The organism is Thermus caldifontis, assembly GCF_003336745.1.
In the GTDB taxonomy this organism is placed as follows: Bacteria; Deinococcota; Deinococci; order Deinococcales; family Thermaceae; genus Thermus; species Thermus caldifontis.
In genome coordinates this window covers 212,445-234,958 of sequence record NZ_QGMX01000001.1, presented here as the reverse complement: position 1 = coordinate 234,958, position 22,514 = coordinate 212,445, and the positions used below count along the sequence as shown (strand labels likewise).

General features: G+C 65.3%; 20 protein-coding genes. 11 read left to right on the top strand and 9 right to left on the bottom strand.

Annotation, left to right across the window (positions count from 1 at the left end; genetic code table 11):
- The first annotated feature begins 1 nt into the window (after position 1).
- Positions 2–1,099, top strand: a complete 1,098-nt coding sequence (locus DK874_RS03035; RefSeq protein WP_162798709.1) for a PDDEXK family nuclease — start codon at positions 2–4, stop codon at positions 1,097–1,099.
- Positions 1,089–2,555, top strand: a complete 1,467-nt coding sequence (murJ, locus tag DK874_RS03030) for a murein biosynthesis integral membrane protein MurJ (RefSeq protein WP_114312568.1) — start codon at positions 1,089–1,091, stop codon at positions 2,553–2,555. The genes DK874_RS03035 and murJ overlap by 11 nt, the downstream gene beginning before the upstream one ends.
- On the opposite strand, the gene DK874_RS03025 is transcribed toward murJ, so the two are convergent.
- The 7 genes from DK874_RS03025 to DK874_RS02990 all read right to left on the bottom strand — a co-directional run bounded on the left by DK874_RS03025 (position 2,527) and on the right by DK874_RS02990 (position 10,291).
- The gene (locus DK874_RS03025; protein ID WP_114312567.1) at positions 2,527–4,890 is read right to left on the bottom strand and encodes a tetratricopeptide repeat protein; all 2,364 of its coding nucleotides are present in this window, start codon (positions 4,888–4,890) and stop codon (positions 2,527–2,529) included. The two genes, murJ and DK874_RS03025, sit on opposite strands and share 29 nt — an antisense overlap.
- A 3-nt stretch (positions 4,891–4,893) precedes the next feature.
- Complete coding sequence (locus tag DK874_RS03020; RefSeq protein WP_114312566.1) at positions 4,894–6,792, bottom strand: AMP-binding protein; 1,899 nt, start codon at positions 6,790–6,792, stop codon at positions 4,894–4,896.
- Positions 6,793–7,623 carry a serine/threonine-protein kinase gene (locus tag DK874_RS03015; RefSeq protein WP_114312565.1) on the bottom strand — a complete coding sequence of 277 codons (831 nt, stop codon included), beginning with the start codon at positions 7,621–7,623 and terminating at the stop codon, positions 6,793–6,795.
- On the bottom strand, positions 7,616–8,290 hold the full coding sequence (locus DK874_RS03010) for a metal-dependent hydrolase (protein WP_114312564.1): 675 nt from the start codon (positions 8,288–8,290) through the stop codon (positions 7,616–7,618). The genes DK874_RS03015 and DK874_RS03010 overlap by 8 nt, the downstream gene beginning before the upstream one ends.
- 21 nt (positions 8,291–8,311) lie before the next feature.
- Positions 8,312–8,683, bottom strand: coding sequence for a DUF3809 family protein (locus DK874_RS03005; protein WP_114312563.1), 372 nt, complete (start codon positions 8,681–8,683; stop codon positions 8,312–8,314).
- A complete protein-coding gene (locus tag DK874_RS03000; RefSeq protein ID WP_114312562.1) occupies positions 8,680–8,889 on the bottom strand; it encodes a DUF3248 domain-containing protein in 210 nt (69 codons plus the stop codon). The genes DK874_RS03005 and DK874_RS03000 overlap by 4 nt, the downstream gene beginning before the upstream one ends.
- A 256-nt stretch (positions 8,890–9,145) precedes the next feature.
- Positions 9,146–10,291 (bottom strand): 23S rRNA (cytosine(1962)-C(5))-methyltransferase, encoded by a 1,146-nt coding sequence (locus tag DK874_RS02990; RefSeq protein ID WP_114312560.1) that lies wholly within the window; start codon positions 10,289–10,291, stop codon positions 9,146–9,148.
- Positions 10,292–10,392: 101 nt separating this feature from the next.
- Here DK874_RS02990 and DK874_RS02985 point away from each other — a divergent pair, with 101 nt between their 5' ends.
- From DK874_RS02985 to atpD, 9 genes are read left to right on the top strand one after another with little or no spacing between them, the layout of a single operon-like run.
- Positions 10,393–10,707, top strand: a complete 315-nt coding sequence (locus DK874_RS02985) for a V-type ATPase subunit subunit G family protein (RefSeq protein ID WP_114312559.1) — start codon at positions 10,393–10,395, stop codon at positions 10,705–10,707.
- Positions 10,704–12,662, top strand: coding sequence for a V-type ATP synthase subunit I (locus DK874_RS02980; RefSeq protein ID WP_114312558.1), 1,959 nt, complete (start codon positions 10,704–10,706; stop codon positions 12,660–12,662). Before DK874_RS02985 ends, DK874_RS02980 begins: the two co-directional genes overlap by 4 nt.
- A 12-nt stretch (positions 12,663–12,674) precedes the next feature.
- Complete coding sequence (locus DK874_RS02975; protein WP_114312557.1) at positions 12,675–12,974, top strand: ATP synthase subunit C-like protein; 300 nt, start codon at positions 12,675–12,677, stop codon at positions 12,972–12,974.
- Between the two features lie 55 nt (positions 12,975–13,029).
- A complete protein-coding gene (locus DK874_RS02970; RefSeq protein WP_114312556.1) occupies positions 13,030–13,596 on the top strand; it encodes a V-type ATP synthase subunit E in 567 nt (188 codons plus the stop codon).
- A 3-nt stretch (positions 13,597–13,599) separates the two neighbouring features.
- A complete protein-coding gene (locus DK874_RS02965) occupies positions 13,600–14,571 on the top strand; it encodes a V-type ATPase subunit (RefSeq protein WP_114312555.1) in 972 nt (323 codons plus the stop codon).
- 2 nt (positions 14,572–14,573) lie between these two features.
- Positions 14,574–14,888 carry a V-type ATP synthase subunit F gene (locus tag DK874_RS02960; protein ID WP_205387555.1) on the top strand — a complete coding sequence of 105 codons (315 nt, stop codon included), beginning with the start codon at positions 14,574–14,576 and terminating at the stop codon, positions 14,886–14,888.
- A gap of 12 nt (positions 14,889–14,900) precedes the next feature.
- Positions 14,901–16,637, top strand: coding sequence for a V-type ATP synthase subunit A (locus DK874_RS02955; RefSeq protein WP_114312553.1), 1,737 nt, complete (start codon positions 14,901–14,903; stop codon positions 16,635–16,637).
- 11 nt (positions 16,638–16,648) lie between these two features.
- Positions 16,649–18,085, top strand: coding sequence for a V-type ATP synthase subunit B (locus tag DK874_RS02950; protein WP_015716781.1), 1,437 nt, complete (start codon positions 16,649–16,651; stop codon positions 18,083–18,085).
- 9 nt (positions 18,086–18,094) lie between these two features.
- Positions 18,095–18,763: a V-type ATP synthase subunit D gene (gene atpD, locus DK874_RS02945; RefSeq protein WP_114312552.1), complete on the top strand. Its 669-nt coding sequence runs from the start codon at positions 18,095–18,097 to the stop codon at positions 18,761–18,763.
- A gap of 150 nt (positions 18,764–18,913) precedes the next feature.
- Here the strand turns inward: atpD and acnA are convergent, their stop codons facing one another.
- On the bottom strand, positions 18,914–21,619 hold the full coding sequence (acnA, locus tag DK874_RS02940; RefSeq protein ID WP_114312551.1) for an aconitate hydratase AcnA: 2,706 nt from the start codon (positions 21,617–21,619) through the stop codon (positions 18,914–18,916).
- Between the two features lie 79 nt (positions 21,620–21,698).
- Positions 21,699–22,511 (bottom strand): alpha/beta hydrolase, encoded by an 813-nt coding sequence (locus tag DK874_RS02935; protein ID WP_114312550.1) that lies wholly within the window; start codon positions 22,509–22,511, stop codon positions 21,699–21,701.
- Positions 22,512–22,514: the final 3 nt, after the last annotated feature.

Here is a 22,514-nt window from a genome sequence, read left to right as displayed (position 1 = left end):
TATGCTAAGTCCCGTGGGGATTCTTACCCGCTACTTGGAAAAGGCCATGGCCCAGGCCCGCTATGATCTCGTGGGCCCGGGAAGGTTTGTGGGGGAGTTGCCCGAGCTTGGGCTAAAGGTGGAGGCGGAGCATCTGGAAGCGGCCCGCAAGGGGCTTCAGGAGGCCTTGGAGGCATGGCTTTTGGATGCCTTGCGGGCCGGTATTACTCCCCCGGGCCTCGAGGGGGAGGACCCTCTGCGGGCCCGCTTCTTCTCTTTGGCCGGGAAGATGTGGCGCCTTTTGCAGGAGGGTTCTCAGGCAAAAGACGCTGGGGGAAGGGCTTCGGGGAGCGTGGCGGAGGCGCAAAAGGCCAAGGAGCCCGCAAGGCCAGCCCCGGCCAAGGCCTCCTTGGAGGATTGGCTTAAGGGCCTGGGCATCCAGGTGGTGAAAAAACCTCAGGAGGACGAGGAGAAGGAGAAGGTCCTGACCCGCCTGGCCCTTTTCCTGGGGGACCGGTACGCCAGTTTGGATAGGCTGTATGAGCGCCTAAAGCAGAGCCTTTCCACGAAGCGCCAGTTTGAGCTCTCCCTCTCCGAGGCCACCCAGGAGGAGATCGCCAACTCCACCCAGTTCTGCACCATGCTCAAGCAGTATGCCCTTCTCACCTCCTACCACTACAAAAGCGAGGACCGCCGCATCCGGGCCAAGGCCAGCACGGAGGGCTGGGTGCAAAACTTTCTCACCGGAGGCTGGTTGGAACGGTATGTGGCGGAAAAACTACGCAAGTTCCTGCGCTCCAAGAATCTGGCCCACGAGGTGGCGGTGGGCTACCAGGTGACCCTGCCTGGTGGCGACACCATGGAGCTGGATGTCCTCCTCAGGGTAGGGGAGCGCTCCTTCTGGTTTGAGGCCAAGACGGGGGACTTCCAGGCCCACATCGCCAAGTATGCGGGGCTGAAGAAAGTCCTGGGGCTTTCTGCCAGGGAAAGCTTCCTGGTGCTCTTGGGTATGGATAAGGCCCGGGCCAAGGAGCTTTCTGCCCTCCACGGGCTTACGGTGGTGAACCAGGCGAACTTCCTAGATATTTTCCAGGAGGTTTTGGAGGGCAATGCTGCGTAAGGTCCTCCTGGTCATGGGGGGTACCCTGGCCTCGAGGGTCTTGGGCCTGGTGCGCCAGGCGGTGTTCAACGCCCTCTACCCCGATGCCCTTAAGGATGCCTTCAACGTGGCCTACCGGGTGCCCAACCTGCTGCGGGAACTTTTGGCAGAAGGGGCAGTGCAGAATGCCCTCATCCCCCTCCTGAAGGGCTTGCCCCCGGAGGAGGCAAAGGCCTTTGCCCGTCGCTTTGGGGCGTTCCTTTTGGGGGTAAACCTCCTGGTCTTGGGCCTTGGGTACCTTTTGGCTCCCTGGGTGGTGGAGCTTTTGGTGGCTGGGGAGAGCCATCTGCGGGAGGACGGGGGCCTGGCGCAGGTGGTCTACCTCACCCGGCTCCTTTTGCCCTTTCTCCTGGGCATCTCCATGGCGGCCCTCTTCTCCGCACTCCTCCAGGCGGAGGAGCGCTTCCTGCCCTACGCCTTAGGCCCCGTGGCCTTCAACCTGGTGGCCATCGGCCTAATGGCCCTATTCCCGGGAGACCCCACGTTCCTAGGGCTTTCCGTGGCCTTGGGGGGTCTGGTCCAGGCCTTGGTGCAGCTTCCCTTTCTTAAAGGCTATGCTCTGGAGTGGCGCTGGCATAAGGCCTTTGTTCCTGCGCTGATGCGCATGGGGCCCTTTGCCTTCACCACCTCCTTGCGCCAGTTTTTAAACCTGGTCCTGACCCATATCCTCACCCGCTACCCCCCGGCGGCGGTCACGGGGTTTTACAACGCCGAGGTGGTGTTCCAGATGGTGTTGGGGCTTTTCGCCACCTCGCCGGCCATCGCCCTTTTTCCCCGGATGAGCGCCCTGAAGGGGGAGGCCCTGGCCCGCTTCCTCCTAGGTCCTCTACGGAGGTTAACCCTCCTCCTGGCCCTTCTGGGGGGGTTCCTGAGCGGCCAGGCGCCTTTTGTGGTGGTGTTCCTTTTTGGGCTCTTCGGCCCCCTCACCCCAGAAAACCGCGCCTATAGCGCCTCGGTCCTGGCCGCCTTGGGGTTTGCCGTGCTGCCCTGGGGGGTGAATACCCTGCTCCTTAGGGGGCTTTACGCCCTGGGGCGGGTCAGGGAAGCGGTTTCCGCCAGCGCCCTTGTTTTTCTGGCCAATACCTTGGGGTACTGGCTCCTTAAGGATGCGGGCCTCTTCGCCCTTAACCTGGCCACGGCCCTGGCGGGGTATTTGGGGCTTTTCCTTTACCTCCGCCTTTTGGAACGGGAAGGGGTGAGGTTGGAGGCCTTCCCTCCCTTCCTCTATAAGGCCCTGCTGGCGGGAAGCGTGGCCGCCTTGCCCGGGGTGGTGCTGGCTAAGATGCTTCCCGTGCACAGGGCCATGGAGGCCTTACTCCCCCTTATCCTGGGCGGAGGGCTGGGCCTGGCGCTTTTCCTCTTGGCGGCCTGGGCCCTGCGCCTGCCCCTTAGGGAGCTCCTCGCCAGAGCGCCCTAAGGCGGAAGTACAGGGGCTTGAGCCTAAGGGCGAAGGCGGGCTCCTCCCAGGTGGGCCATGTGAAGCTGAGGGGTGAGGCCCCGGGAAGGAGGAGGCGGAGGCCCTCTATGGGGATGGGTTCGGGGGCGTACCAGGCCAGGCGCCTGCTGGGGGCGGCGATGAGGAGCATGCCCCAGGGGATGCGGATTTCCCAAAGCCCATCCTCTCCTAGGGCGTAGTCCGCCATGGGGTTCCGGGCTCCTTCTGGGTCCCGGCCCGGCTGGAGCTTTCCCAGCTCGTAAACGATCCGGGGGTAGTCGGTGCCGTCCCGGCCTGTGCGGCGGCGGTTGGGCTCGAGGATAAAGGGCACAAAAGGTCCATTCCCGGGCTTTGTGGCTCCCCGGAAGTGGAGGTATTCCGTCCCCGGCAGGCCGTGGTCCAGCTCCTGAAAGGGATAGTAGCCCTGTTCCACAAGGAGCCTTCCCCCTTGGGCGCTGACCTCCAGAAGGAACTCCGCCCCCAACCCCTCCACCACCGGCACCCCGCCGGGCACGGTGTCCAGGTAAAGCCTCAGGGGCAGAGGCCCCCGGTAGAGGAGCCAGAGATACTCGGGATCGGCGTAGGCTTTGAGGAACCGCCCCTCTTCCCGAAGGAGGAAGGGCACGCCCTCCCATTCCTCCGCCTTGCCGTCCAACCGGAAGGCCCCTTTGGCGGTGGCCGCCAGGAGGCCATAGTTTTCCTCGGGGTCCAGGATGTTGTGCCAGAAGGGGTCGCGGCTAGGGGCTTCCCACTCCATGAAGAGCCAGTTTCGCTTAAACCACTCGTCCATGAGGGCGAAGACCATCCCCCCAGCCAGGTCCAGGGCAGCGATCTCCTGCCAGAGGCCCGCCACCTTTTCCCCTTGGCCTTCTTCGGAAAACCCTCCGTGGTGGAGGCCCTCGGGGTGGAAGTGGGCGATGCCCCGGCTACTGGGCAGACCGAACTCGGCGATGAGGAGGGGCATCCCCCCACGGTGGGCTTTCAGGCGGGCCAGGTAGTTGCGGTAGCGGTTGGGGGCCAGGTCCCGTTCGTTGACCAGGAAATCGGGGTAGTAGGGGTAGACGTGATAGGCGGCAAAAAGGCTTACGGGGCTGCCCGGCGTGGGTTTTAGGTGGGTGGGGTCCAAGGTGACGGTATCCTCCTCGTGGAGGGGCCCTGGGCGGGGAGGTTCCACCTTTTCCCCACGGGCGCGGCGGAGGGTGTACTCCTCCTGGTGGCTGGCCTCGCTTGGCCAATGGAGAGGGTCCAGGGTAGGCCAGTTGACAAAGCCCAAGGGCCTAAGGGTGCCGTAGGCCTCCCACTCGTAGGTGGCCAGGCGGTCCAGCACCTCGGCCAGGTAGGCTTCGAAGGGGCTGGCGTTTGGGGCGGCCTCCAGGAACCTTCCCCGGTACGTGCGCCCAGGATGGCGTCCGTGGTAGACCTCCACGGAGTAGGGCTCAAACTCCCGCCCCACCAGGAGCCCCAGCACCCAGGGGGAGACGTCGGCGGTGTGCTCCCCGTGGGCGTGGCCTGGGCGGGGTGGGCGGCTTAGGTTACCGTGGAGGGCATCCAGGACCTCCCGCCCCTCCAGGAGAAACTTTTCCAGGAAAGGCCCCTCCCAGTCCCCGTATCCTTCCTCCTCGGGAAGCTCCGTCCACACTCCCTGGAACAAGTACAGAGGCCGGTCCTTATGGAGCCGGTTGTGGTGGTGAAGGGCCCGGTAGAAGCTAGGGGGAAGAAGGGTGTAGGTGCGCACGGCGTTGGCCCCCATGGCGGAAAGGAGCTCCAGCCAGGCCCGGTAAAGGGCCTCCTCCTCCACGAACTCGGCGGGAAAGCGCCCGGGAAGGGCCACCCCTAGGTTAACCCCCCGCACCTGGAGGGGTTTATCCCCAACCCAGAACCGTCCCTCTGCTGCCCGGAAGGGGGGCGGGGTCTTGCGGGCCTTGGGGGCTGGGGGAGGGGGTGGGGGAAGGCTTTGCAGGATGGTGTCCGCCTCCCGGTAGCCCTGGCGCAGGGCCCAGTCCAGGGCGGCCCTAGCCCCTTCCGGATCCCCCAGGGCCCTAAGGGTGAGGCCAAAGCCGTAAAGGGCTTCCCCGCCTCCCTTTAAGGTACCCACCAGGCGGCTGAAGGTGAAAAGGGCTTCCTCAAGCCTCCCCAGGCGGTACTGGGCGAAGCCGGCGAGGAGAAGGGCTTCCTCCTCGGGGTCATACCCTCCCAAGAGGGGGTTCAGCTGGCTCAGCACCCCCTCCATCTCCCCCTTTTGGTAAAGGGCACGGGCCTCCTCCAGGGGCGAGGCCCAGGCGAGGCCCAAGGCTACAAGAAGGCCCAAAAGGGGCACCGCCTAGCCCCCTTGGGCTGCCTGGCGGATGGCCTCCACCGCTTCGGGGTTTTCCAGGGCGGAAAGGTCGCCGGGATCCTGGCCTAGGTAGGCGGCCCGCACCACCCGGCGCATCACCTTGGCGTTCCGGGTCTTGGGGAGGTCGGGCACGAAGAGAACCTTTTCTGGCCTTAAGGGTTTGCCCAGGGCCTCGGCCACCCGGTCGGCTACCCCTTGGGCCAGCTCCGGGTCTGAGGTATAGCCGGGCTTAAGCACCGCAAAGAGCACGATGGCCTCTCCCTTCACCGGATGGGGTACCCCGATGGCGGCGCACTCCTTGAGGGCGGGGTGGGCGATGGCGGCGGTTTCCACCTCGGCTGGGCCCACCCGCTTCCCCGCCACCTTCAAGGTGTCGTCGCTCCGGCCCAGGATGAAGAAGTGGCCTTCCTCGTCCAGAAGGGCCAGGTCCCCGTGGACCCAGACCCCGGGGATGCGGGCGAAGTAGGTGTCCAGGTAGCGGGCCTCGTCCTGCCAGAAGCCCTTGGTCATGCCGGGCCAGGGTTTGAGCACGGCAAGCTCCCCCACCTTGCCCACCGCGGGCTTTCCTTCCTCGTCCAGCACCGCTGCGGCCATCCCCGGCACCGGGGTGTTAAAGCCCATGGGCTTGATGGGCTTGAGGAGGACGTTTCCCAGGATGCCCCCAGAAACCTCCGTCCCCCCCGAGTAGTTCACGATGGGCCTCCTTTCCTCCCCCACCACCCGGAAGAACCAAAGGTAGGGCTCGAGGTTCCAGGGTTCCCCCGTGGAGCCTAGGACCCGCAAGGACGAAAGGTCATGGGCCCTTATGGGTTCCTCCCCTAAGGGAATCAGGGCCCGCACCAGGGTAGGGGAGAGGCCCAGGTGGGTGAGGCGGAAGTCCTCCACCATCCGCCAAAGGCGCTGGGGACCCGGGTAGTCGGGGGCCCCGTCATAGAGGAACACGCTGGCCCCCAGGATAAGGCCCCCCAGGATGGCCCAGGGGCCCATCATCCAGCCCAGGTCGGTGAACCAGAAAAGCCGGTCCCCCTCCCTAAGGTCAAAGAGAAGGGCCAGGTCCAAAGCCGCCTTAAGGGGAAAGCCCGCATGGTAGTGCACGGTGCCCTTGGGGCGGCCGGTGGTGCCCGAGGTGTAGATGAGCATGAAGGGGTCCATGCTCTCCATCTCCTCCGGGGGGAAGGGCTCCCCTTGCAGGGTGGCGTAGTCCACTTCCCCGGCTTCCAGGGAAAGGCCCACCCTGCGCACCACCAGAAGGTGGGGGGTTTCCGCCAGGCCCTGGGCTTTGCGGGCCTCCGGAAGGAGGTCTACCCTTCTTCCCCGTCTAAAGAAGGCATCCTGCACCGCCAGAAGCTTGGCCTTGGCGTCTTTAAGCCGCACCGCCGCCGCCTCGGCGGCGTAGCCGGAGAAGATGGGGATGGCGATGGCCCCGAGCCAGGCGGTGGCCAGGAGGAGGATGGCCGCCTCGAGGCCCATGGGGAACCAAAGGCCCACCCGGTCGCCCCGCTCCACGCCCAGGGCGCGAAGCCCCGCCGCCACCCGTTCCACCTCTTTTAACAGCTCCCCATAGCTCAGAGTACGCACCCCACCCTCTTCGGTTTCGTGGATGAGGGCTAAGGCGGTGGGCTCATGGCGCAAGGCGGCCTCCACCAGGTTAAGCCGGCCCTCCGGGAAAAACTGAGGGAGGGGGAAGCCGCCGGAGATCACCCCCGCATAGGGTTTGCGCCAGGGTATGCCCAGGTGGGTGAAAAACTGTCCGTAGAAGTCCTCCAGCTCCTCCACGCTGTAGCGGTAAAAGGCCTCGTAGTCTGCAAAACCCAGGGCCTCCATGAACTGAAAAAGCCTCGTGGCCCGGGCCTCCTCGGGCTTGGGGTACCAGATGGGTTCCATCTATCTCCTCCAGAAGAAGGGAAACCCCTTGCGCTTGGGCGGGGTTTCCTCGGTCTTGGGGCCCTCCGGGTTTTTCAGGACCTCCAGGAAGGCCTTGAGCTCCAGCCGTTCCTCGGGGTTCTTGGCCAGAAGGCGCCTTAAGGCCTTATCCAGCCGGGAAGGCAAGGAGGTGGGAGGGGGAGGGAGAAGGAGGTGGGCGTTCCTAAGCTCCTCCAAGCTTTCCCCGCGAAAGGGGCGCTTCCCCACAAGGAGCTCGTAGGCCATGACCCCGAAGCTATAGGCGTCGCTCTTGGGGCTGGGCCTGGCCCCCAGGAAAAGCTCGGGGGCCAGGTAGTGGGGGCTTCCCGCATACTCTGGGCTGGCCTCCTCCAAAGGGCGCACGGTTCCCAGATCCCCCAGCTTGTACACCCCTTCCCCCACGAACACGTTGGAGGGCTTCACATCCTGATGGACCAGGCCTTTTTGGTGGAGGAAGAGGAGGGCCTCCCCCACCTGGAGGAGGGCCTTGGTGGCCTCCTCCCGGGGAAGGGGCTGTTGCAGGAGGAGGTCCTCGAGGGTCCCCTTCTCCAGGTACTCCAGGGCCAAGAAGGCCTCCTCGCCGAAGGGCACCCCGTAAAGCCCCCGGACCAGGTGGGGGTGCTTTAGGGAGAGGCTAAGGGAAACCTCCCGGGCGAAGCGTTCCGCCAGCTTGGGGTCCTGGCGCACTTCCTTGCGGGGAAGCTTCAGGGCCACCCTCTCTCCGCCAGGAGCCTCCGCCAGGTAGACCTGGGCGGTCTGCCCCAGGCCCAGGAGCATCTTTAGGCGGAAATCCTTGCGCTTCAGGCTAGTCAAGGACCAACACCCCTCCCGGCTTCAGGGCGTGGCCTTCCACGCCCTTCTCCTTAGCCCGGGCCGCAAAGGCCTCCCCGTCCTGCTTGATGGGGGGGAAGGTGTTGTAGTGGATGGGCACCACCCGCTTGGGTTGGAGAAGCTCCAGGGCCTTCAGGGCGTCTTCCGGTCCCATGGTGAAGTGGTCCCCAATGGGCAGGAGGGCCAGATCCAAGCCCAGCTCTCCGATAAGGCGCATGTCGGAGAAGAAGGCGGTGTCCCCGGCGTGGTAGATGCGCTTGCCGGCAAGTTCTACCACCACCCCCATGGGCATCCCCCCGTAGGTGCCATCGGGGAAGCTGCTGGAGTGCCAGGCGGGGAACCATTTCAGCCACCCTCCGGGGAAACGGTAGGTGCCCCCGATGTTCATGGGAAGGCTCTTGGCCCCGTGCTTCTCCGCATAGGTGGCGATCTCAAAGGTAGAGACCACCGTGCCCCCTTTCTTGGAGAGGGCCACGGCGTCGCCAAAATGGTCCCCGTGGGCGTGGGTGACCAGGATCAGGTCCGCCTGGACCTCCCCCACCCCCACCGGGGCCAGGGGGTTCCCGGTGAGGAAGGGATCGATGACCACCTTGGTCGTGCCGTCGGAGAGCCAAACCGCCGAGTGGCCCAGATAACGGATCTCCAGCATAGGCACCTCCTTTATAGGGCACTATACCGGAGAAAAGGCCGCTTGGGGAAGAGAGCGCTCCAGGCCTTTGTAGAAGAGAAATTCCAGGATCCTTCCAAAGGCCCGTTCCCCCCAGCTTTGGCCCTCAGGTAGGATAAGTTCCAGCTCAAGCTCCAGCTCCACCGCGGACCCCTGGGCGCGCATCCACCCCTCGAGCCTTAAGGAGGGCGGAGGGAGGGGCAGGGCCTTTAGGTGCTCCCCCTCGAGCCTCGAGGCGAAGGGCAGGACCACCTCCCCCAAAACGGGGTTTTCCTGCCGCAAGACCCCCCGTAGCCCATCCCCTTCAAAGCGGAGCTCCAGGGGCAGGCCCTCGGGAAGGTGGCCGTTAAGGGCAAACCGGAGCCTGGCCTTCATCCTTCCACCCACTCCACCCGCACCCGGCCCTCCTTGGCCAGGCGGGCCACCTCGGCGTCCGTGATGTTCAGGAGCCTGGGCAGTTCCCGAAACCGGGGCGCGGCCGAGGCTAGGCCCACCCGCACCACCAGGACCTCCTCCTCCTCCGCCCGGCCGATGCGCCAGACCAGGTGCTGGCCCAGAGCTTCCAACAGGTCCTTCTCCACCCCTTTAGTCTATCCCGGGGTGGCCTTGGGGGATAATGGATGGGGATGCTCCTCCAGGTGGTTTTGCTGGCCTCTCCCCCTGGGTCTTCTGGGCGGGGGTGGGGGTTACGGGTTTTCCCCCACCACTTTAGCCTCCATCCCCCCTTGGGGCTTGGCGCCGGATTCCCTGGGAGGAGGTACGGGAGGTGGGGGTGGGAACCCCTCGCCCGGGGAGGGGATATCCCTTCCCGTGCCCGATCCTAAAGGGCCTGGCGGATCAAAGAACCTCTAGGAGGGCGAACTTCAGGTAGTGGGTTTCGGGATGGTTGAGGAGGATGGGATGGTCCCACCCCTGCCCCCGTTTCTCCACCACCCTTAGGCTACGGTGGGCGTCCTGGGCCGCCTCGGTGAGCATTTGGTAGAAGAGGGGCTCGGTTAGGTGGTGGCTGCAGCTGCTGGTGGCCAGGAGGCCCCCTTCCTTGAGGAGCTTGATGGCCCGGAGGTTCACCTCCTTGTAAGCCCGGTAGGCCCTTTCCAGGTCCTTTTTCCCCTTGGCGAAGGCGGGCGGGTCCAGCACCACCAGGTCAAACCGTTCCCCCGCCTTTTCCAGGGCCCTTAGGTAGTCGAAGGCGTTGGCCTCCACCGTCTTGAGGGAGAGCCCATTCAGCCTGGCGTTCTCCTCCGCTTGCCTTAGGGCCTCGAGGGAACTGTCCACGCTGATCACCTCCTTGAAGCCCAGGGCCAGGTGGAGGCCAAAGCTTCCCGCATAGCTGAACACGTCCAAGGCCCTTTCGCCACGGAACCTTTCCATTAGAATCCGGTTGTCCCTTTGGTCCAGGTAGGCGCCCGTCTTCTGCCCCCCGGTGAGGTCCACCCGGTAGCGGATCTGGCCTTCCTTCACCGTAGCTTCCGGAGGCACCTGGCCAAAAAGGGGCCGCACGTAGAGGGGTAGGCCCTCCAGCTCCCGGGCCTTGGCGTCGTTTTTGGCCAGGAGGCTTTTGCCCAGGGGCTTAAGCCTCTCGGCCACCTGGGGCAAAAGGGCTTCCCAGGCGTGAGCGGTGGTCTGCAGGACCAGGTGGCCAGCGTAATAGTCCACCACCAGCCCCGGCAGGAAATCCCCTTCCGCATGGACCAAGCGATAGCCCCCTTCGGGCTCCCTTTCCAATGCGGGGAAACGCCGGGCCAGGGCCTGGTCCAGGCCATCCAGAAGCGCCTTCACCGGGTCGGTGGCCGGGCGAAAGCGGTACGCTCGGACGCTCAGGTCACTGTTGGGATTGAAAAGGGCCAGGGCAAGAAAGCGCTTGCCCCAGTAGACGGGGTAGAGGCCGGGTTCGGCGGGTCCGGAGACCACATCGCGGCGGAACACCCAAAGGTGGCGGGCCAAAAGACGCTGGGCTCCTTTTTCGTTGACGAGAATCCGCACCGCTTAAGTATACTTAAGCGGGGTTGGTTGACGTTGGCCCCAAAGGCCGGTATCATACCCGGCAGGCGCAGTTTGCGCATCTTTTCACGAAGGGAGGGGCGATGGGAGGCCTGGGACTTATCAAGAGCCTGGCGGAAAAGGAAAGGGAGCTACTGGCCCGCCTCGAGGCCGCCAAGAAGGAGGCTGAGGCCCTGGTGCAGCAGGCGGAGGCGGAGGCCAGGGCCCTTTTGCAGAAGGCGGAGGCCGAGGCCAAGGCCCTGGAGGCCGAATACCGGGAACGGGAGGCCCAGGAAACCGAGGCCATTCTGGCCCGCTACCGGGCCCAGGCGGAGGCCGAGGCCAAGGCGGTCAAGGAAAAGGCAGAGGGCCGGTTGGAGGAGGCGGTGGCCCTGGTTCTGAAGGAGGTTTTGCCGTGATCGCCCCCATGGAGAAGCTGGTCCTGGCCGGTCCCAAGGCCAAGGCCCAGGAGCTTCTCCAAAGCCTGCAGCAGGCGGGGGTGGTCCACCTGGAAACCCTCCGGGTGGAGGAGCTTGCCGAGTACAAGCTTTCCCCGGAGGAGCGGGAGGAGCTGAGGCGCTGGGAAGGGGTGGCGGCGGGGGCCGAGCACACCCTCGCCCTTCTGGGCCGGGAGATGGAGGCCACAAGGCCCTTCCCCGATGGCCTGGAGGCGGCCGAAAAGGCCCTGGCTCCCATCCAGGCCCATGCCGAGGGCCTGGCCCGGCAGAGGCAGGAGCTGGAGGAGGAGCTTTCCCTGGCCCAGGCCTACCTGGAGCCCTTGGAGAAGCTGGCCGCCATGGCCCAGGGCTTGGACCGAAGCCCCTTCTTCCGGGTGGTGCCCTTTTTGCTTACGGAAAAGGAGCTTCCCCTGGTGGAGGAGGCCTTGAAAAAGGCCCTGGAGGACCAGTTCATCCTGGCCAGTGAGCCCTATTCCAAAGGGGTGGCTGGGCTTCTCGTGGTGCACCGGAAGGACCTCGAGGCGGCCAAGGCGGCCCTTTCCCGGGCGGGGGTGGCGGAGTTGCGCCTCCCCGGCGCCTACGGGGATCTTCCCCTAAGCGAGGCCACCCGCCGGTTGAAGGAGCGGGCCGAGGCTGCCCCCAAGGAGCTTTCCGAGGTGCGGCAGGCCCTTTACAAGCTGGCCCAGGAGGCCTCTTCCACCCTGCAAAGCCTCTGGACGCGGGCCAAGGACGAGGCGGCTCGGCTTAAGGCCCTGGAGGAGCTGGCCTCTGGCCGGTTTGGCTTCGCCCTTTTGGGCTACGTTCCGGTGAAGGCCAAGGGCCGGGTAGAGGAGGCTTTAGCCCGGCACAAGGACCAGGTGATCTACGCCTTTGAGCCGGTGGACGAGCACTACGAGGCCGATAGGATCCCCGTGGCCCTGGACAACCCCCCTTGGGTCAAGCCCTTCGAGCTTTTGGTGAGCTTCCTCAACACCCCCAAGTACGGCTCCTTGGACCCTACCCCGGTGGTGCCCATCTTCTTCCCCTTCTGGTTTGGCATGATCGTGGGGGACATAGGCTATGCCCTTCTTTTCCTGCTCCTCGGGCGCTGGCTTTCCGGGTTCGTGAAGCGGAATGAGCCTTTGGTCATCGACCTTTTCGCCCTCAGGCTCAAACCTGCGGTCATCGGGAAGCTGGTCTACATCCTTAACTGGATGGTCTTCTGGACGGTGGTTTGGGGCTTCATCTACGGGGAGTTCTTCGGCACCTTTTTGGAGCACCTGGGGGTGTTTGGTACCCCCGAGCATCCTGGCCTCATCCCCATCCTCATCCCTCGCATCGACACGGCCAAGACCGCCAACCTCCTCATCCTGCTTTCCGTGGCCTTCGGGGTGGTCATGGTCTTCTGGGGCCTGGCCCTACGGGCTTACCTGGGTTTGAAGCACCGCCACATGGCCCACTTCTGGGAGGGCGTGGGCTACCTGGGGGGCTTGGTGGGCATCCTGGCCCTGGCGGTGGGGTACCTGGGGAACCTGCAGGCTGGGTGGCTTTCCTTGCTGATGTACCTGGGTTTTGGCGTCTTCCTGCTTTCGGTTATCGTGAGCCGGATGTGGCTCATGGTTCCGGAGATCTTCACCCAGGCGGGGCACATCCTCTCCCACATCCGTATCTATGCGGTGGGGGCTGCCGGGGGTATTCTGGCGGGCCTTCTTACCGATGTGGGCTTTGCCCTGGCGGAGCGGATTGGGCTTCTGGGGGTGCTTTTGGGCATCCTGGTGGCGGCGGTGTTGCACCTTCTTATCCTTCTTCTCACCACCTTAGGCCACATGCTCCAGCCCATCCGTCTTATCTGGGTGGAGTTCTTCACCAAGTTCGGTTTCTACGAGGAGAACGGCAGGCCTTACCGGCCGTTCAAGAGCGTCCGCGAGACGCTTTAGGGAGGGAAAGAGATGAAGAAGCTTCTGGTTACGGTTCTGGTAGCGGTTTTCGGCGCTTTGGCTTTGGCGGCGGAGGAGGCGGCGGCTTCCGGCGGTTTGGACCGAGGCCTGATCGCCGTAGGCATGGGCCTGGCGGTGGGCTTGGCGGCTTTGGGCACCGGCGTGGCCCAGGCCCGAATCGGTGCGGCGGGTGTGGGAGCCATCGCCGAGGACCGGGGCAACTTCGGTACCGCCCTGATCTTCCTCCTTCTGCCGGAAACCTTGGTGATCTTCGGCCTTCTCATCGCCTTCATCCTTAACGGCAAGCTGTAAGGGGTTTTGGGGCCCTGCCCCTTGTGGGGTGGGGCCTTTTTTCCAAGGAGGGCAGATGTCCAAACTGGAAGCCATTTTGAGCCAGGAGGTGGAGGCGGAGATCCAGGCCGTGCTGGCGGAGGCCAAGGCTAAGGCGGACAGCCTGGTCTCCGAGGCCAGGGCCAAGGCCGAAGGCCTGCTTTCCGCCAAGAGGCGGGCCCTCGAGGCCAGCCTGCAAGCCGCCCTTCGCCGGGCAGAAAGCGCCGGGGAGCTCCTCCTGGCTACAGCCCGTACCGAGGCCAAGGGGGAGGTACTGGCCCGGGTGAGGGAGAAGGTGCAGGAGGCCCTTATGGCCCTACCGGAAAGCCCCGATTGGCCAGGGGTTTTGCGGAAGCTGGCGGAGGAGGCCCTTGCGGCCTTGGGCGAGCCCGAGGCCTTGGCTTCCCATCCCGAAAACCTTCCCCACCTCGAGGATCTGGCGCGACAGCGGGGCCTAAAGCTCCGGGAGGACCCCGCCTTGCGCCTTGGGGTAAGGGCCATGGGCAAGGGGGGCAGGACCCAGGTGGAAAACGCCCTGCCAAGCCGTCTGGAGCGGGCCTGGGATGCCCTTTCCTCCAAGGTGGCCCAGGTGGTGTGGGGCTAGAACATGGCGGACGACTTCGGCTACCTAAACGCCCGGGTGCGGGCCAGGAGGGGCACCCTCCTCAAGGAGAGCTTTTTCCAGGAGGCCTTGGACCTTGCCTATCCCGATTTCCTGCGCCTTCTTTCCGAGAGCGTCTACGGCCAGGACCTGGCCGGCCAGGGCCTCCCTGATGTGGACCGGGCGGTAGCCCTTACCCAGGCCCGGTTGGTGGGGGATCTGGCGGGCTTGGTCACGGGGGAGGCCCGGGAGGCGGTCCGGCTTCTCCTTCTCAGGAATGACCTTACCAACCTGCAGGCCCTCCTCCGGGCCAAGGCTACGGGCAAGCCCTTTGAGGAGATTGCCCTCTTGCCCGGCACCCTCAAGGAAACCCTTTGGCGGCAAGCTTACGAGGCCCAGGATGCAGCCGGGATGGCCCAGGTTTTGTCGGTACCGGGCCATCCCTTGGCCCGGGCCTTGAGGGCGGTTTTGCGGGAAACCCAGGACCTTTCCCGGGTGGAGGCCCTTTTGGCCAAGCACTTCTTTGAGGATGTGGCCAAGGCCTCCAAGGCCCTGGAGGAGCCGGCCTTGCGGGACCACCTGGCCCTCGAGGTGGACGCGGAGAACCTGCGCACCGCCTTTAAGCTCCAGGGGCAGGACGTGCCGGTGGAAAGCGTCTTTATCCGGGGTGGCCGGTTCGTGGACAGGGTGCGCTTTGCCCGGCTCCTGGAGGGGGATTACGCCGTCTTGGACGAGCTTTCGGGCACGCCCTTTGCTCCTTTGGCCGGGGTGCGGGACCTAAAGGTGCTGGAAAGGCGGCTAAGGTGCGTCCTCCTCAAGGAGGCCAGGAAGGGGGCTTCGGATCCCCTAGGGGTGGGCCTGGTCCTGGCCTACGTGAGGGAAAGGGAGTGGGAGGCCATGCGGCTTAGGCTTCTGGCTCGGCGGGCCTACTTCGGGCTTCCCCGGGCCCAGGTGGAGGAGGAGGTGGTCTGCGAATGAAGGTGGCGGTGATCGCCGATCCCGAATCGGCCCAGGGCTTCCGCCTGGCGGGCCTCGAGGCCTATCCCGCCTCCAGCTTTGAGGAGGCCCGGGTCCGGTTGGAGGAACTGGTCCAGGCCGGGGGGTATGCCCTGGTGGCCGTGGACAGCGGGCTTCTTCCCGAGCCGGAAAAGGCGGTGGAGAGGCTCATGCGGGGCAAGGGCCTCCCCGTGCTCCTTCCCTTTGCGGGCTTGCGGGACGCCTTCCAAAACCCCGATGTGGAGGGGTACATGCGGGAGTTGGTGCGGAGGACCATAGGCTTTGACATCAAGCTGTAGAATGGAGGGAAGATGATCCAGGGCGTGATCCAGAAGATTGCGGGCCCGGCGGTGATTGCCAAGGGCATGACCGGGGCTCGCATGTACGACATTTGCAAGGTGGGCCACGAGGGCCTGGTGGGGGAGATCATCCGCCTGGATGGGGACACCGCCTTCGTCCAGGTCTATGAGGACACCTCGGGGCTTAAGGTGGGGGAGCCGGTGGTCTCCACGGGGCTTCCCCTGGCGGTGGAGCTGGGTCCAGGGATGCTGAACGGGATCTACGACGGCATCCAGCGCCCCCTGGAGCGCATCCAGGAGAGAACCGGGATCTACATCACCCGGGGGGTGGTGGTGCACCCCCTGGACCGGGAGAAGAAGTGGGCCTGGACCCCCAGGGTCCAGCCGGGGGATGAGGTGAAGGGGGGCATGGTCCTGGGCACGGTGCCGGAGTTCAACTTCACCCACAAGATCCTGGTGCCCCCGGATGTGAAGGGCCGGGTGAAGGAGGTGAAGCCCGCTGGGGAGTACACGGTGGAGGAGCCAGTGGTGATCCTGGAGGATGGCACCCAGCTTAAGCTCTACCACACCTGGCCCGTGCGCCGGGCCCGGCCCGTGCAGCGCAAGCTGGACCCCAATACCCCCTTCCTCACGGGGATGCGCATCCTGGACGTGCTCTTCCCCGTGGCCATGGGGGGTACGGCGGCCATCCCCGGGCCCTTTGGCAGCGGCAAGACCGTGACCCAGCAAGCCCTGGCCAAGTGGTCCAATGCGGACGTGGTGGTCTACGTGGGCTGTGGGGAGCGGGGGAACGAGATGACCGACGTCTTGGTGGAGTTCCCCGAGCTCACCGACCCCAAGACGGGCGGGCCCCTCATGCACCGCACGGTGCTCATCGCCAACACCTCCAACATGCCCGTGGCCGCCCGTGAGGCCAGCATCTACGTGGGGGTGACCATCGCCGAGTACTTCCGGGACCAGGGGTTCGCCGTGGCCCTCATGGCCGACTCCACCAGCCGCTGGGCCGAGGCCTTGCGGGAGATCTCCAGCCGCCTGGAGGAGATGCCCGCGGAAGAGGGTTACCCCCCTTACCTGGCCGCCCGTCTGGCCGCCTTCTACGAGCGCTCCGGTAAGGTGATCACCCTGGCGGGGGAGGAGGGGGCCATCACCATCGTGGGGGCGGTTTCCCCACCGGGCGGCGACATGTCCGAGCCCGTGACCCAGTCCACCCTGCGCATCGTGGGGGCCTTCTGGCGGCTGGATGCCTCCTTGGCCTTCCGGCGCCACTTCCCGGCGATTAACTGGAATGGTTCCTATTCTCTCTTCACCCCGGCCCTGGACCCCTGGTACCGCGAGAACGTGGCCCCCGACTACCCCGAGCTTCGCGACGCCATCTCCGAGCTTCTCCAGCGGGAGGCGGGGCTGCAGGAGATCGTGCAGCTGGTGGGTCCCGATGCCCTTCAGGATGCCGAGCGCCTGGTCATCGAGGTGGGGCGGATCATCCGCGAGGACTTCCTGCAACAAAACGCCTTCCACGAGATCGACGCCTACTGCTCCATGCAAAAGGCCTACGGCATCATGAAGATGATCCTCAGCTTCTACAAGGAGGCGGAGGCGGCCATCCGGCGGGGGGTGACCGTGGACGAGATCCTGCAGCTCCCGATGATCGAGCGCATCGGCCGGGCCCGCTACGTGAGCGAGCAGGACTTCCCCCGCTACTTTGAGGAAGCCATGCAGGAGATTGAGGGAGCCTTCAAGGCCTTGGCCTAGGGGAGGGAAGGATGGATCTTCTTAAGAAGGAGTACACGGGCATTACCTATATCTCGGGGCCTCTCCTCTTCGTGGAAAACGCCAAGGACCTGGCTTACGGCGCCATCGTGGACATCAAAGACGGCACGGGCCGGGTGCGCGGCGGTCAGGTGATCGAGGTTTCCGAGGAGTATGCGGTCATCCAGGTGTTTGAGGAGACCACGGGGCTGGACCTGGCCACCACCAGCGTGAGCCTGGTGGAGGATGTGGCCCGGCTTGGGGTTTCCAAGGAGATGCTGGGCCGGCGCTTCAACGGTATTGGCAAGCCCATCGACGGCCTGCCCCCCATTACCCCGGAGAAGCGGCTTCCCATCGTGGGCCTTCCCCTGAACCCCGTGGCCCGGAGGAAGCCTGAGGAGTTCATCCAGACGGGCATCTCCACCATTGACGTGATGAACACCCTGGTGCGGGGGCAGAAGCTCCCCATCTTCTCGGGCTCGGGCCTTCCCGCCAACGAGATTGCGGCCCAGATCGCCCGCCAGGCCACGGTGCGCCCCGACCTCTCGGGGGAGGGGGAGAAGGAGGAACCCTTCGCCGTGGTCTTCGCCGCCATGGGGATCACCCAGCGGGAGCTCTCCTACTTCATCCAGGAGTTTGAGCGCACCGGGGCCTTAAGCCGCTCCGTGCTCTTCCTCAACAAGGCGGACGACCCCACCATTGAGCGCATCCTCACCCCCCGCATGGCCCTCACCGTGGCCGAGTACCTGGCCTTTGAGCACGACTACCACGTGCTGGTCATCCTCACGGACATGACCAACTACTGCGAGGCCTTGCGGGAGATCGGGGCAAGCCGCGAGGAGATCCCGGGCCGGCGGGGCTACCCCGGCTACATGTACACCGACCTGGCCACCATCTACGAGCGGGCCGGGGTGGTGGTGGGCAAAAAGGGCTCCGTGACCCAGATCCCCATCCTCTCCATGCCCGACGACGACCGCACCCACCCCATCCCCGACCTCACCGGTTACATCACCGAGGGCCAGATCCAGCTTTCCCGGGAGCTCCACCGCAAAGGTATCTACCCGCCCATCGACCCCTTGCCCTCCCTTTCCCGGCTCATGAACAACGGGGTGGGCAAGGGCAAGACCCGGGAGGACCACAAGCAGGTTTCCGACCAGCTCTACTCCGCCTACGCCAACGGGGTGGACATCCGCAAGCTGGTGGCCATCATCGGCGAGGATGCCCTCACGGAAAACGACCGGCGCTACCTGCAGTTCGCCGACGCCTTTGAGAAGCACTTCATCAACCAGGGGCAGCAGAACCGCTCCATTGAGGAGAGCCTGCAGATCGCCTGGGCCCTGCTTTCCATGCTGCCCCAGGGCGAGCTTAAGCGGATTTCCCGCGACCACATCGGTAAGTACTACGGGCAGAAGCTGGAGGAGATCTGGGGTGCTCCCCAGGCCCTGGACTAAGGAGGCCCCATGAGCCAGGTAAGCCCCACCCGCATGAACCTTCTGCAGCGGCGCGGCCAGATGCGCCTGGCGCAGAAGGGGGTGGACCTCCTCAAGAAGAAGCGGGATGCCTTGGTGGCGGAGTTCTTCGGCCTGGTGCGGGAGGCCCTCGAGGCCCGCAAGGCCCTGAACCAGGCGGCCCAGGAAGCCTACGGGGCCTTGATCCTGGCCCAGGCCTTTGACGGGCCGGAGGCGGTGGCCGCGGCGGCCCTGGGGGTGCGTCCCTTGGAAAAGGTGGAGGCGGAGGTGGAAAACGTCTGGGGGAGCAAGGTGCCCAGGCTTAGGGTCACCTTTTCCGATGGGGCCCTTCTTTCCCCGGTGGGCACCCCCGCCTACACCCTGGAGGCCGCCCGGGCCTTCCGCCGTTACGCCGAGGCCCTGATCCAGGTGGCCAACACGGAAACCCGCCTCAAGAAGATCGGGGAGGAGATCAAGAAGACCACCCGCCGGGTGAACGCCCTGGAGCAGGTGGTGATCCCCGGGATCCGCTCCCAGATCCGCTTCATCCAGCAGGTCCTGGAGCAACGGGAAAGGGAGGATACCTTCCGCTTAAAGCGCATCAAGGGCAAGATTGAGGCCCGGGAGGCGGAGGAGGGGGGCCGCCCCAACCCCCATCTGGAGATCGGCGCAGGGCTTTAGCGCCCTCCTAATAACCGGGTATCCTTCCCTGAGTTACGCCGGGTTCTCCGCCACCCAAGGCGTTTTCCGGGGCCCCCACCCTGGCGCAAGCCAGGGTGGGGTGGTATAAGAAGGCCCCGGGGCTATGCCCCGGGGCCTTCCTGTCCTAGGCTACTGGGCCTTGGCCTCCTTCAGCATGTTGAGGAGCACGGTTTGGAGGATGCCCCCGTTCCTGTAGTAGTCCACCTCCACCGGGGTGTCCAGGCGGGCGGTGGCCTGGAAGCGAACCTCCGTGCCGTCTTCCCTTCTCGCCACCACCTCCACCTTTTTGCGGGGGGTTAGGTCCTGAAGGCCTAGGATGTCGTAGACCTCGTAGCCCGTGAGGCCCAGGGTTTCCCGGTTCTCCCCGGGCAAGAACTCCAGGGGCAGGACCCCCATCCCCACCAGGTTGGAGCGGTGGATCCTTTCAAAGCTTTCCGCCAGCACCGCCTTGATGCCCAGGAGGAAGGTGCCCTTGGCGGCCCAGTCGCGGCTACTGCCCGTGCCGTACTCCTTACCGGCGATCACCAAAAGGGGTGTGCCCTCCTCCTGGTAGCGCATGGCCACGTGGTAGACGAAATCCACCTCGCCTTCGGGAAGCTTCTTCGCATAGCCCCCTTCCACCCCATCCAGCATCAGGTTCTTGATGCGGATGTTGGCGAAGGTGCCCCGCATCATCACCTGGTGGTTGCCCCGCCGGGAGCCGTAGGAGTTGAAGTCCTCCGGCTTGACCCCCTTGGAGATCAGGTACTGGCCCGCCGGGCTCTTCACGGGGATGGCCCCGGCGGGGGAGATGTGGTCGGTGGTCACGGAATCCCCTAGGACCAGAAGCACCCGGGCCCCCCGGATATCCCCCACCCGGTGCTGGCCCAGGTTCTGGAAGAAGGGGGGCTTTTGGATGTAGGTGCTCTCGGGGTCCCAGCCGAAAAGCTCCCCGGTGGGGGCGGGTAGGCCCTGCCAGCGCTCATCCCCCTCAAAGACCTTGGCGTACTCCTTCTTGAAGAGCTCGGGGTCCAGGGTCTTGGCCATGGCCTCCCGGATCTCCTCCATGGAGGGCCAGATGTCCTTGAGGTAGACGGGCTTGCCGTTGGGGTCGTGGCCCAGGGGTTCCTGGGTGAAGTCGATGTCCATCCGCCCTGCCAGGGCGTAGGCCACCACCAGCATGGGGCTTGCCAGGTAGTTGGCCTTCACGTGGGGGTTGATGCGCCCTTCGAAGTTGCGGTTCCCGGAGAGCACCGCGGCCACCACCAGGTTCCCCTCCTCCACCGCCTTGGCGATGTCCTCGGGCAGGGGACCGGAGTTGCCGATGCAGGTGGTGCACCCGTAGCCCACCACGTGGAAGCGCAGGGCCTCGAGGAAGGGCAAAAGCCCGCTGGCTTCCAGGTAGTCCGTGACCACCTTGGAACCTGGGGCCAGGGAGCTTTTCACCCAGGGCTTGGTGTCCAGCCCCGCCTCCACCGCCTTCTTGGCCAAAAGCCCGGCTCCCAGCATCACCGTGGGGTTGGAGGTGTTGGTGCAGCTGGTGATGGCGGCGATAACCACCGAGCCGTGGGCGAGCTCAAACTCCTCGTCGTGCCGCTTGACCAGGACCTTCTTGCCAAGCTGGTCTGGCCCAAGCCCAAACCCCCGTTCCTTCACCGGCTTGGTGAGGTGGGCGAGGAAGCTTCCCTTCACCTCCCTAAGGGCCACCCGGTCCTGGGGCCTTTTGGGGCCGGCCAGGGAGGGCTCCACCGTGGAGAGGTCCAGCTCCAGGGTTTCCGAGTAGCGGACCTTTTCCTCGGCCTCGGGGGTGCGGAAAAGCCCTACCGCCTTGGTGTAGGCTTCCACCAGCTCCACCAGCTCCTCGGGGCGGCCCGTGAGCCTAAGGTAGTTCAGGGTTTCCTCGTCCACGGGGAAGAAGCCCATGGTGGCCCCGTACTCGGGGGCCATGTTGGCGATGGTGGCCCGGTCCGCCAGGGAGAGCCTGGCCACCCCTGGGCCGTAGAACTCCACGAACTTGCCCACCACCCCGTGTTTGCGCAGGATCTCGGTGATGGTGAGGACTAAGTCGGTGGCCGTGGCCCCTTCGGGAAGCTCCCCGTAAAGCTTAAAGCCCACCACCTTCGGGGCCAGCATGTAGTAGGGCTGTCCCAGCATCACCGCCTCGGCCTCTATGCCCCCCACGCCCCAGCCCAAAACACCCAGGCCGTTCACCATGGTGGTGTGGCTGTCGGTGCCCACCAGGCTATCGGGGAAGGCCAGGGTGAGGCCCTCCACCTGCTGGGTCATCACCACCTTGGCCAGGTACTCCAGGTTCACCTGGTGAACGATGCCGGTGCCGGGGGGCACCACCCGGAAGTTTTCCAGGGCCCCTTGGGCCCACTTGAGGAGGAGGTAGCGCTCCCGGTTCCTTTCGTACTCCTTTTCCACGTTGTAAAAGAAGGCGTAGGCGGTGCCGAAGGCATCCACCTGCACCGAGTGGTCGATGACCAGATCGGCAGGCACCACGGGGTTGATGCGCCTGGGGTCCCCGCCCCGCTCGGCCACGGCGTCCCGCATGGCCGCCAGGTCCACCACCGCCGGCACCCCGGTGAAGTCCTGCAGGATGACGCGGGCCAGCTTCAGGGGCACGTTGATCTCCCCCGGCTCTGGAGTCCAGCGGGCCAGGGCCTCTATGTCCTCCTTGGTTACCTGGTAGCCGTCCTCGTTTCTCAGGAGGCTTTCCAGCATGATACGGATGGAGAAGGGGAGCCGGCTTACCTCGGCAAGGCCCTTCCTCTCCAGTTCCGTAAGGTCGAAGTAGGCGTAGGTGCCGCTTGGGGTGTTAAGGGTCTTAAGTGTTTGGAAACTATCCTTCATGCGTGCTCCTTTCCCTTCCCCCCTTTCCCTAGACGGCAGGGCCACCCCCATGGGGGCAGGGCTGGGCTAGGGATGGGTTTTAGGGGGAAGTGTTCCGAGGGGGGGCGCCCGCCCCGGCTTTCCCCACTATACCACTTCCCGGATGGAGGGTCTGGGGTGGGGGTGGTGCGGTAAGGTCCAAGCCTTCCAGGAAAAGGAGCACCTCTTCCGCAATCTCCCGCCAAAGGGCCTCCCGGGGCCTTCCCGCGGGCCGGTCACCCTTCTGGGAGCCATAGGCCCCGAAGCCCGCGTGGTTCAGGCCTTCTATGAAAACCACCCGGGCATGCTTGGGTAAGCGCTGGGCCTTTTGTCGGGCTTCCTCGAGGGGCAGAAGGCCATCCTCGGTGCCGTAGAGGGCCAGGGTGGGGAGGGTTTCCCCGCTTAGGTCCTCCTCGGGGTAGCTGGCGAAAAGGATAAGGGGAAGCCCCTCCCGGGCGGCCAGCTCTGCGGCAACCACGCCCCCTAGGCTATGCCCTCCCACCACCAGGGGCAGGTGGGGGTAGGCCTTATGGGCCTCCAACGCCCGTTCCTTGCCCAAAAGGGCGATGCCGGAGGGCACCTTAAGGAGGACCACCAGGTACCCCGCCCGGGCCACGGGGGCCAGGACCGGGGCGTAGGCCAGGGGTTCCACCCGGGCCCCCGGGTAAAAGGCCAGGAGGGCCTTGGGGGTCTTGGGGATGAGCTCAAGGCCATACGGGGCCTCCTGCACCTCGAGGCCCCCTTGCTCCAAGACGGCCTGAGCCAGGCCTTCTGCCTTGAGAGGCCTCAGAAAGTAATGGGCCACGCCCACCACGCCCAGGGCCAGGAGGAAGGCGGCGGCCAGGAAGAGGAGAAGGATCCTTTTAGCGTCCATAGC

Coding starts and splice junctions, on each gene's coding strand:
- DK874_RS03020 (WP_114312566.1), bottom strand. CDS start 6,792: ATGGAACCCATCTGGTACCCCAAGCCCGAGGAGGCCCGGGCCACGAGG.
- DK874_RS02975 (WP_114312557.1), top strand. CDS start 12,675: ATGAAGAAGCTTCTGGTTACGGTTCTGGTAGCGGTTTTCGGCGCTTTG.
- acnA (WP_114312551.1), bottom strand. CDS start 21,619: ATGAAGGATAGTTTCCAAACACTTAAGACCCTTAACACCCCAAGCGGC.
- DK874_RS03035 (WP_162798709.1), top strand. CDS start 2: ATGCTAAGTCCCGTGGGGATTCTTACCCGCTACTTGGAAAAGGCCATG.
- murJ (WP_114312568.1), top strand. CDS start 1,089: ATGCTGCGTAAGGTCCTCCTGGTCATGGGGGGTACCCTGGCCTCGAGG.
- DK874_RS03010 (WP_114312564.1), bottom strand. CDS start 8,290: ATGCTGGAGATCCGTTATCTGGGCCACTCGGCGGTTTGGCTCTCCGAC.
- DK874_RS02970 (WP_114312556.1), top strand. CDS start 13,030: ATGTCCAAACTGGAAGCCATTTTGAGCCAGGAGGTGGAGGCGGAGATC.
- DK874_RS02955 (WP_114312553.1), top strand. CDS start 14,901: ATGATCCAGGGCGTGATCCAGAAGATTGCGGGCCCGGCGGTGATTGCC.
- DK874_RS03005 (WP_114312563.1), bottom strand. CDS start 8,683: ATGAAGGCCAGGCTCCGGTTTGCCCTTAACGGCCACCTTCCCGAGGGC.
- atpD (WP_114312552.1), top strand. CDS start 18,095: ATGAGCCAGGTAAGCCCCACCCGCATGAACCTTCTGCAGCGGCGCGGC.
- DK874_RS02985 (WP_114312559.1), top strand. CDS start 10,393: ATGGGAGGCCTGGGACTTATCAAGAGCCTGGCGGAAAAGGAAAGGGAG.
- DK874_RS02950 (WP_015716781.1), top strand. CDS start 16,649: ATGGATCTTCTTAAGAAGGAGTACACGGGCATTACCTATATCTCGGGG.
- DK874_RS02965 (WP_114312555.1), top strand. CDS start 13,600: ATGGCGGACGACTTCGGCTACCTAAACGCCCGGGTGCGGGCCAGGAGG.
- DK874_RS02935 (WP_114312550.1), bottom strand. CDS start 22,511: ATGGACGCTAAAAGGATCCTTCTCCTCTTCCTGGCCGCCGCCTTCCTC.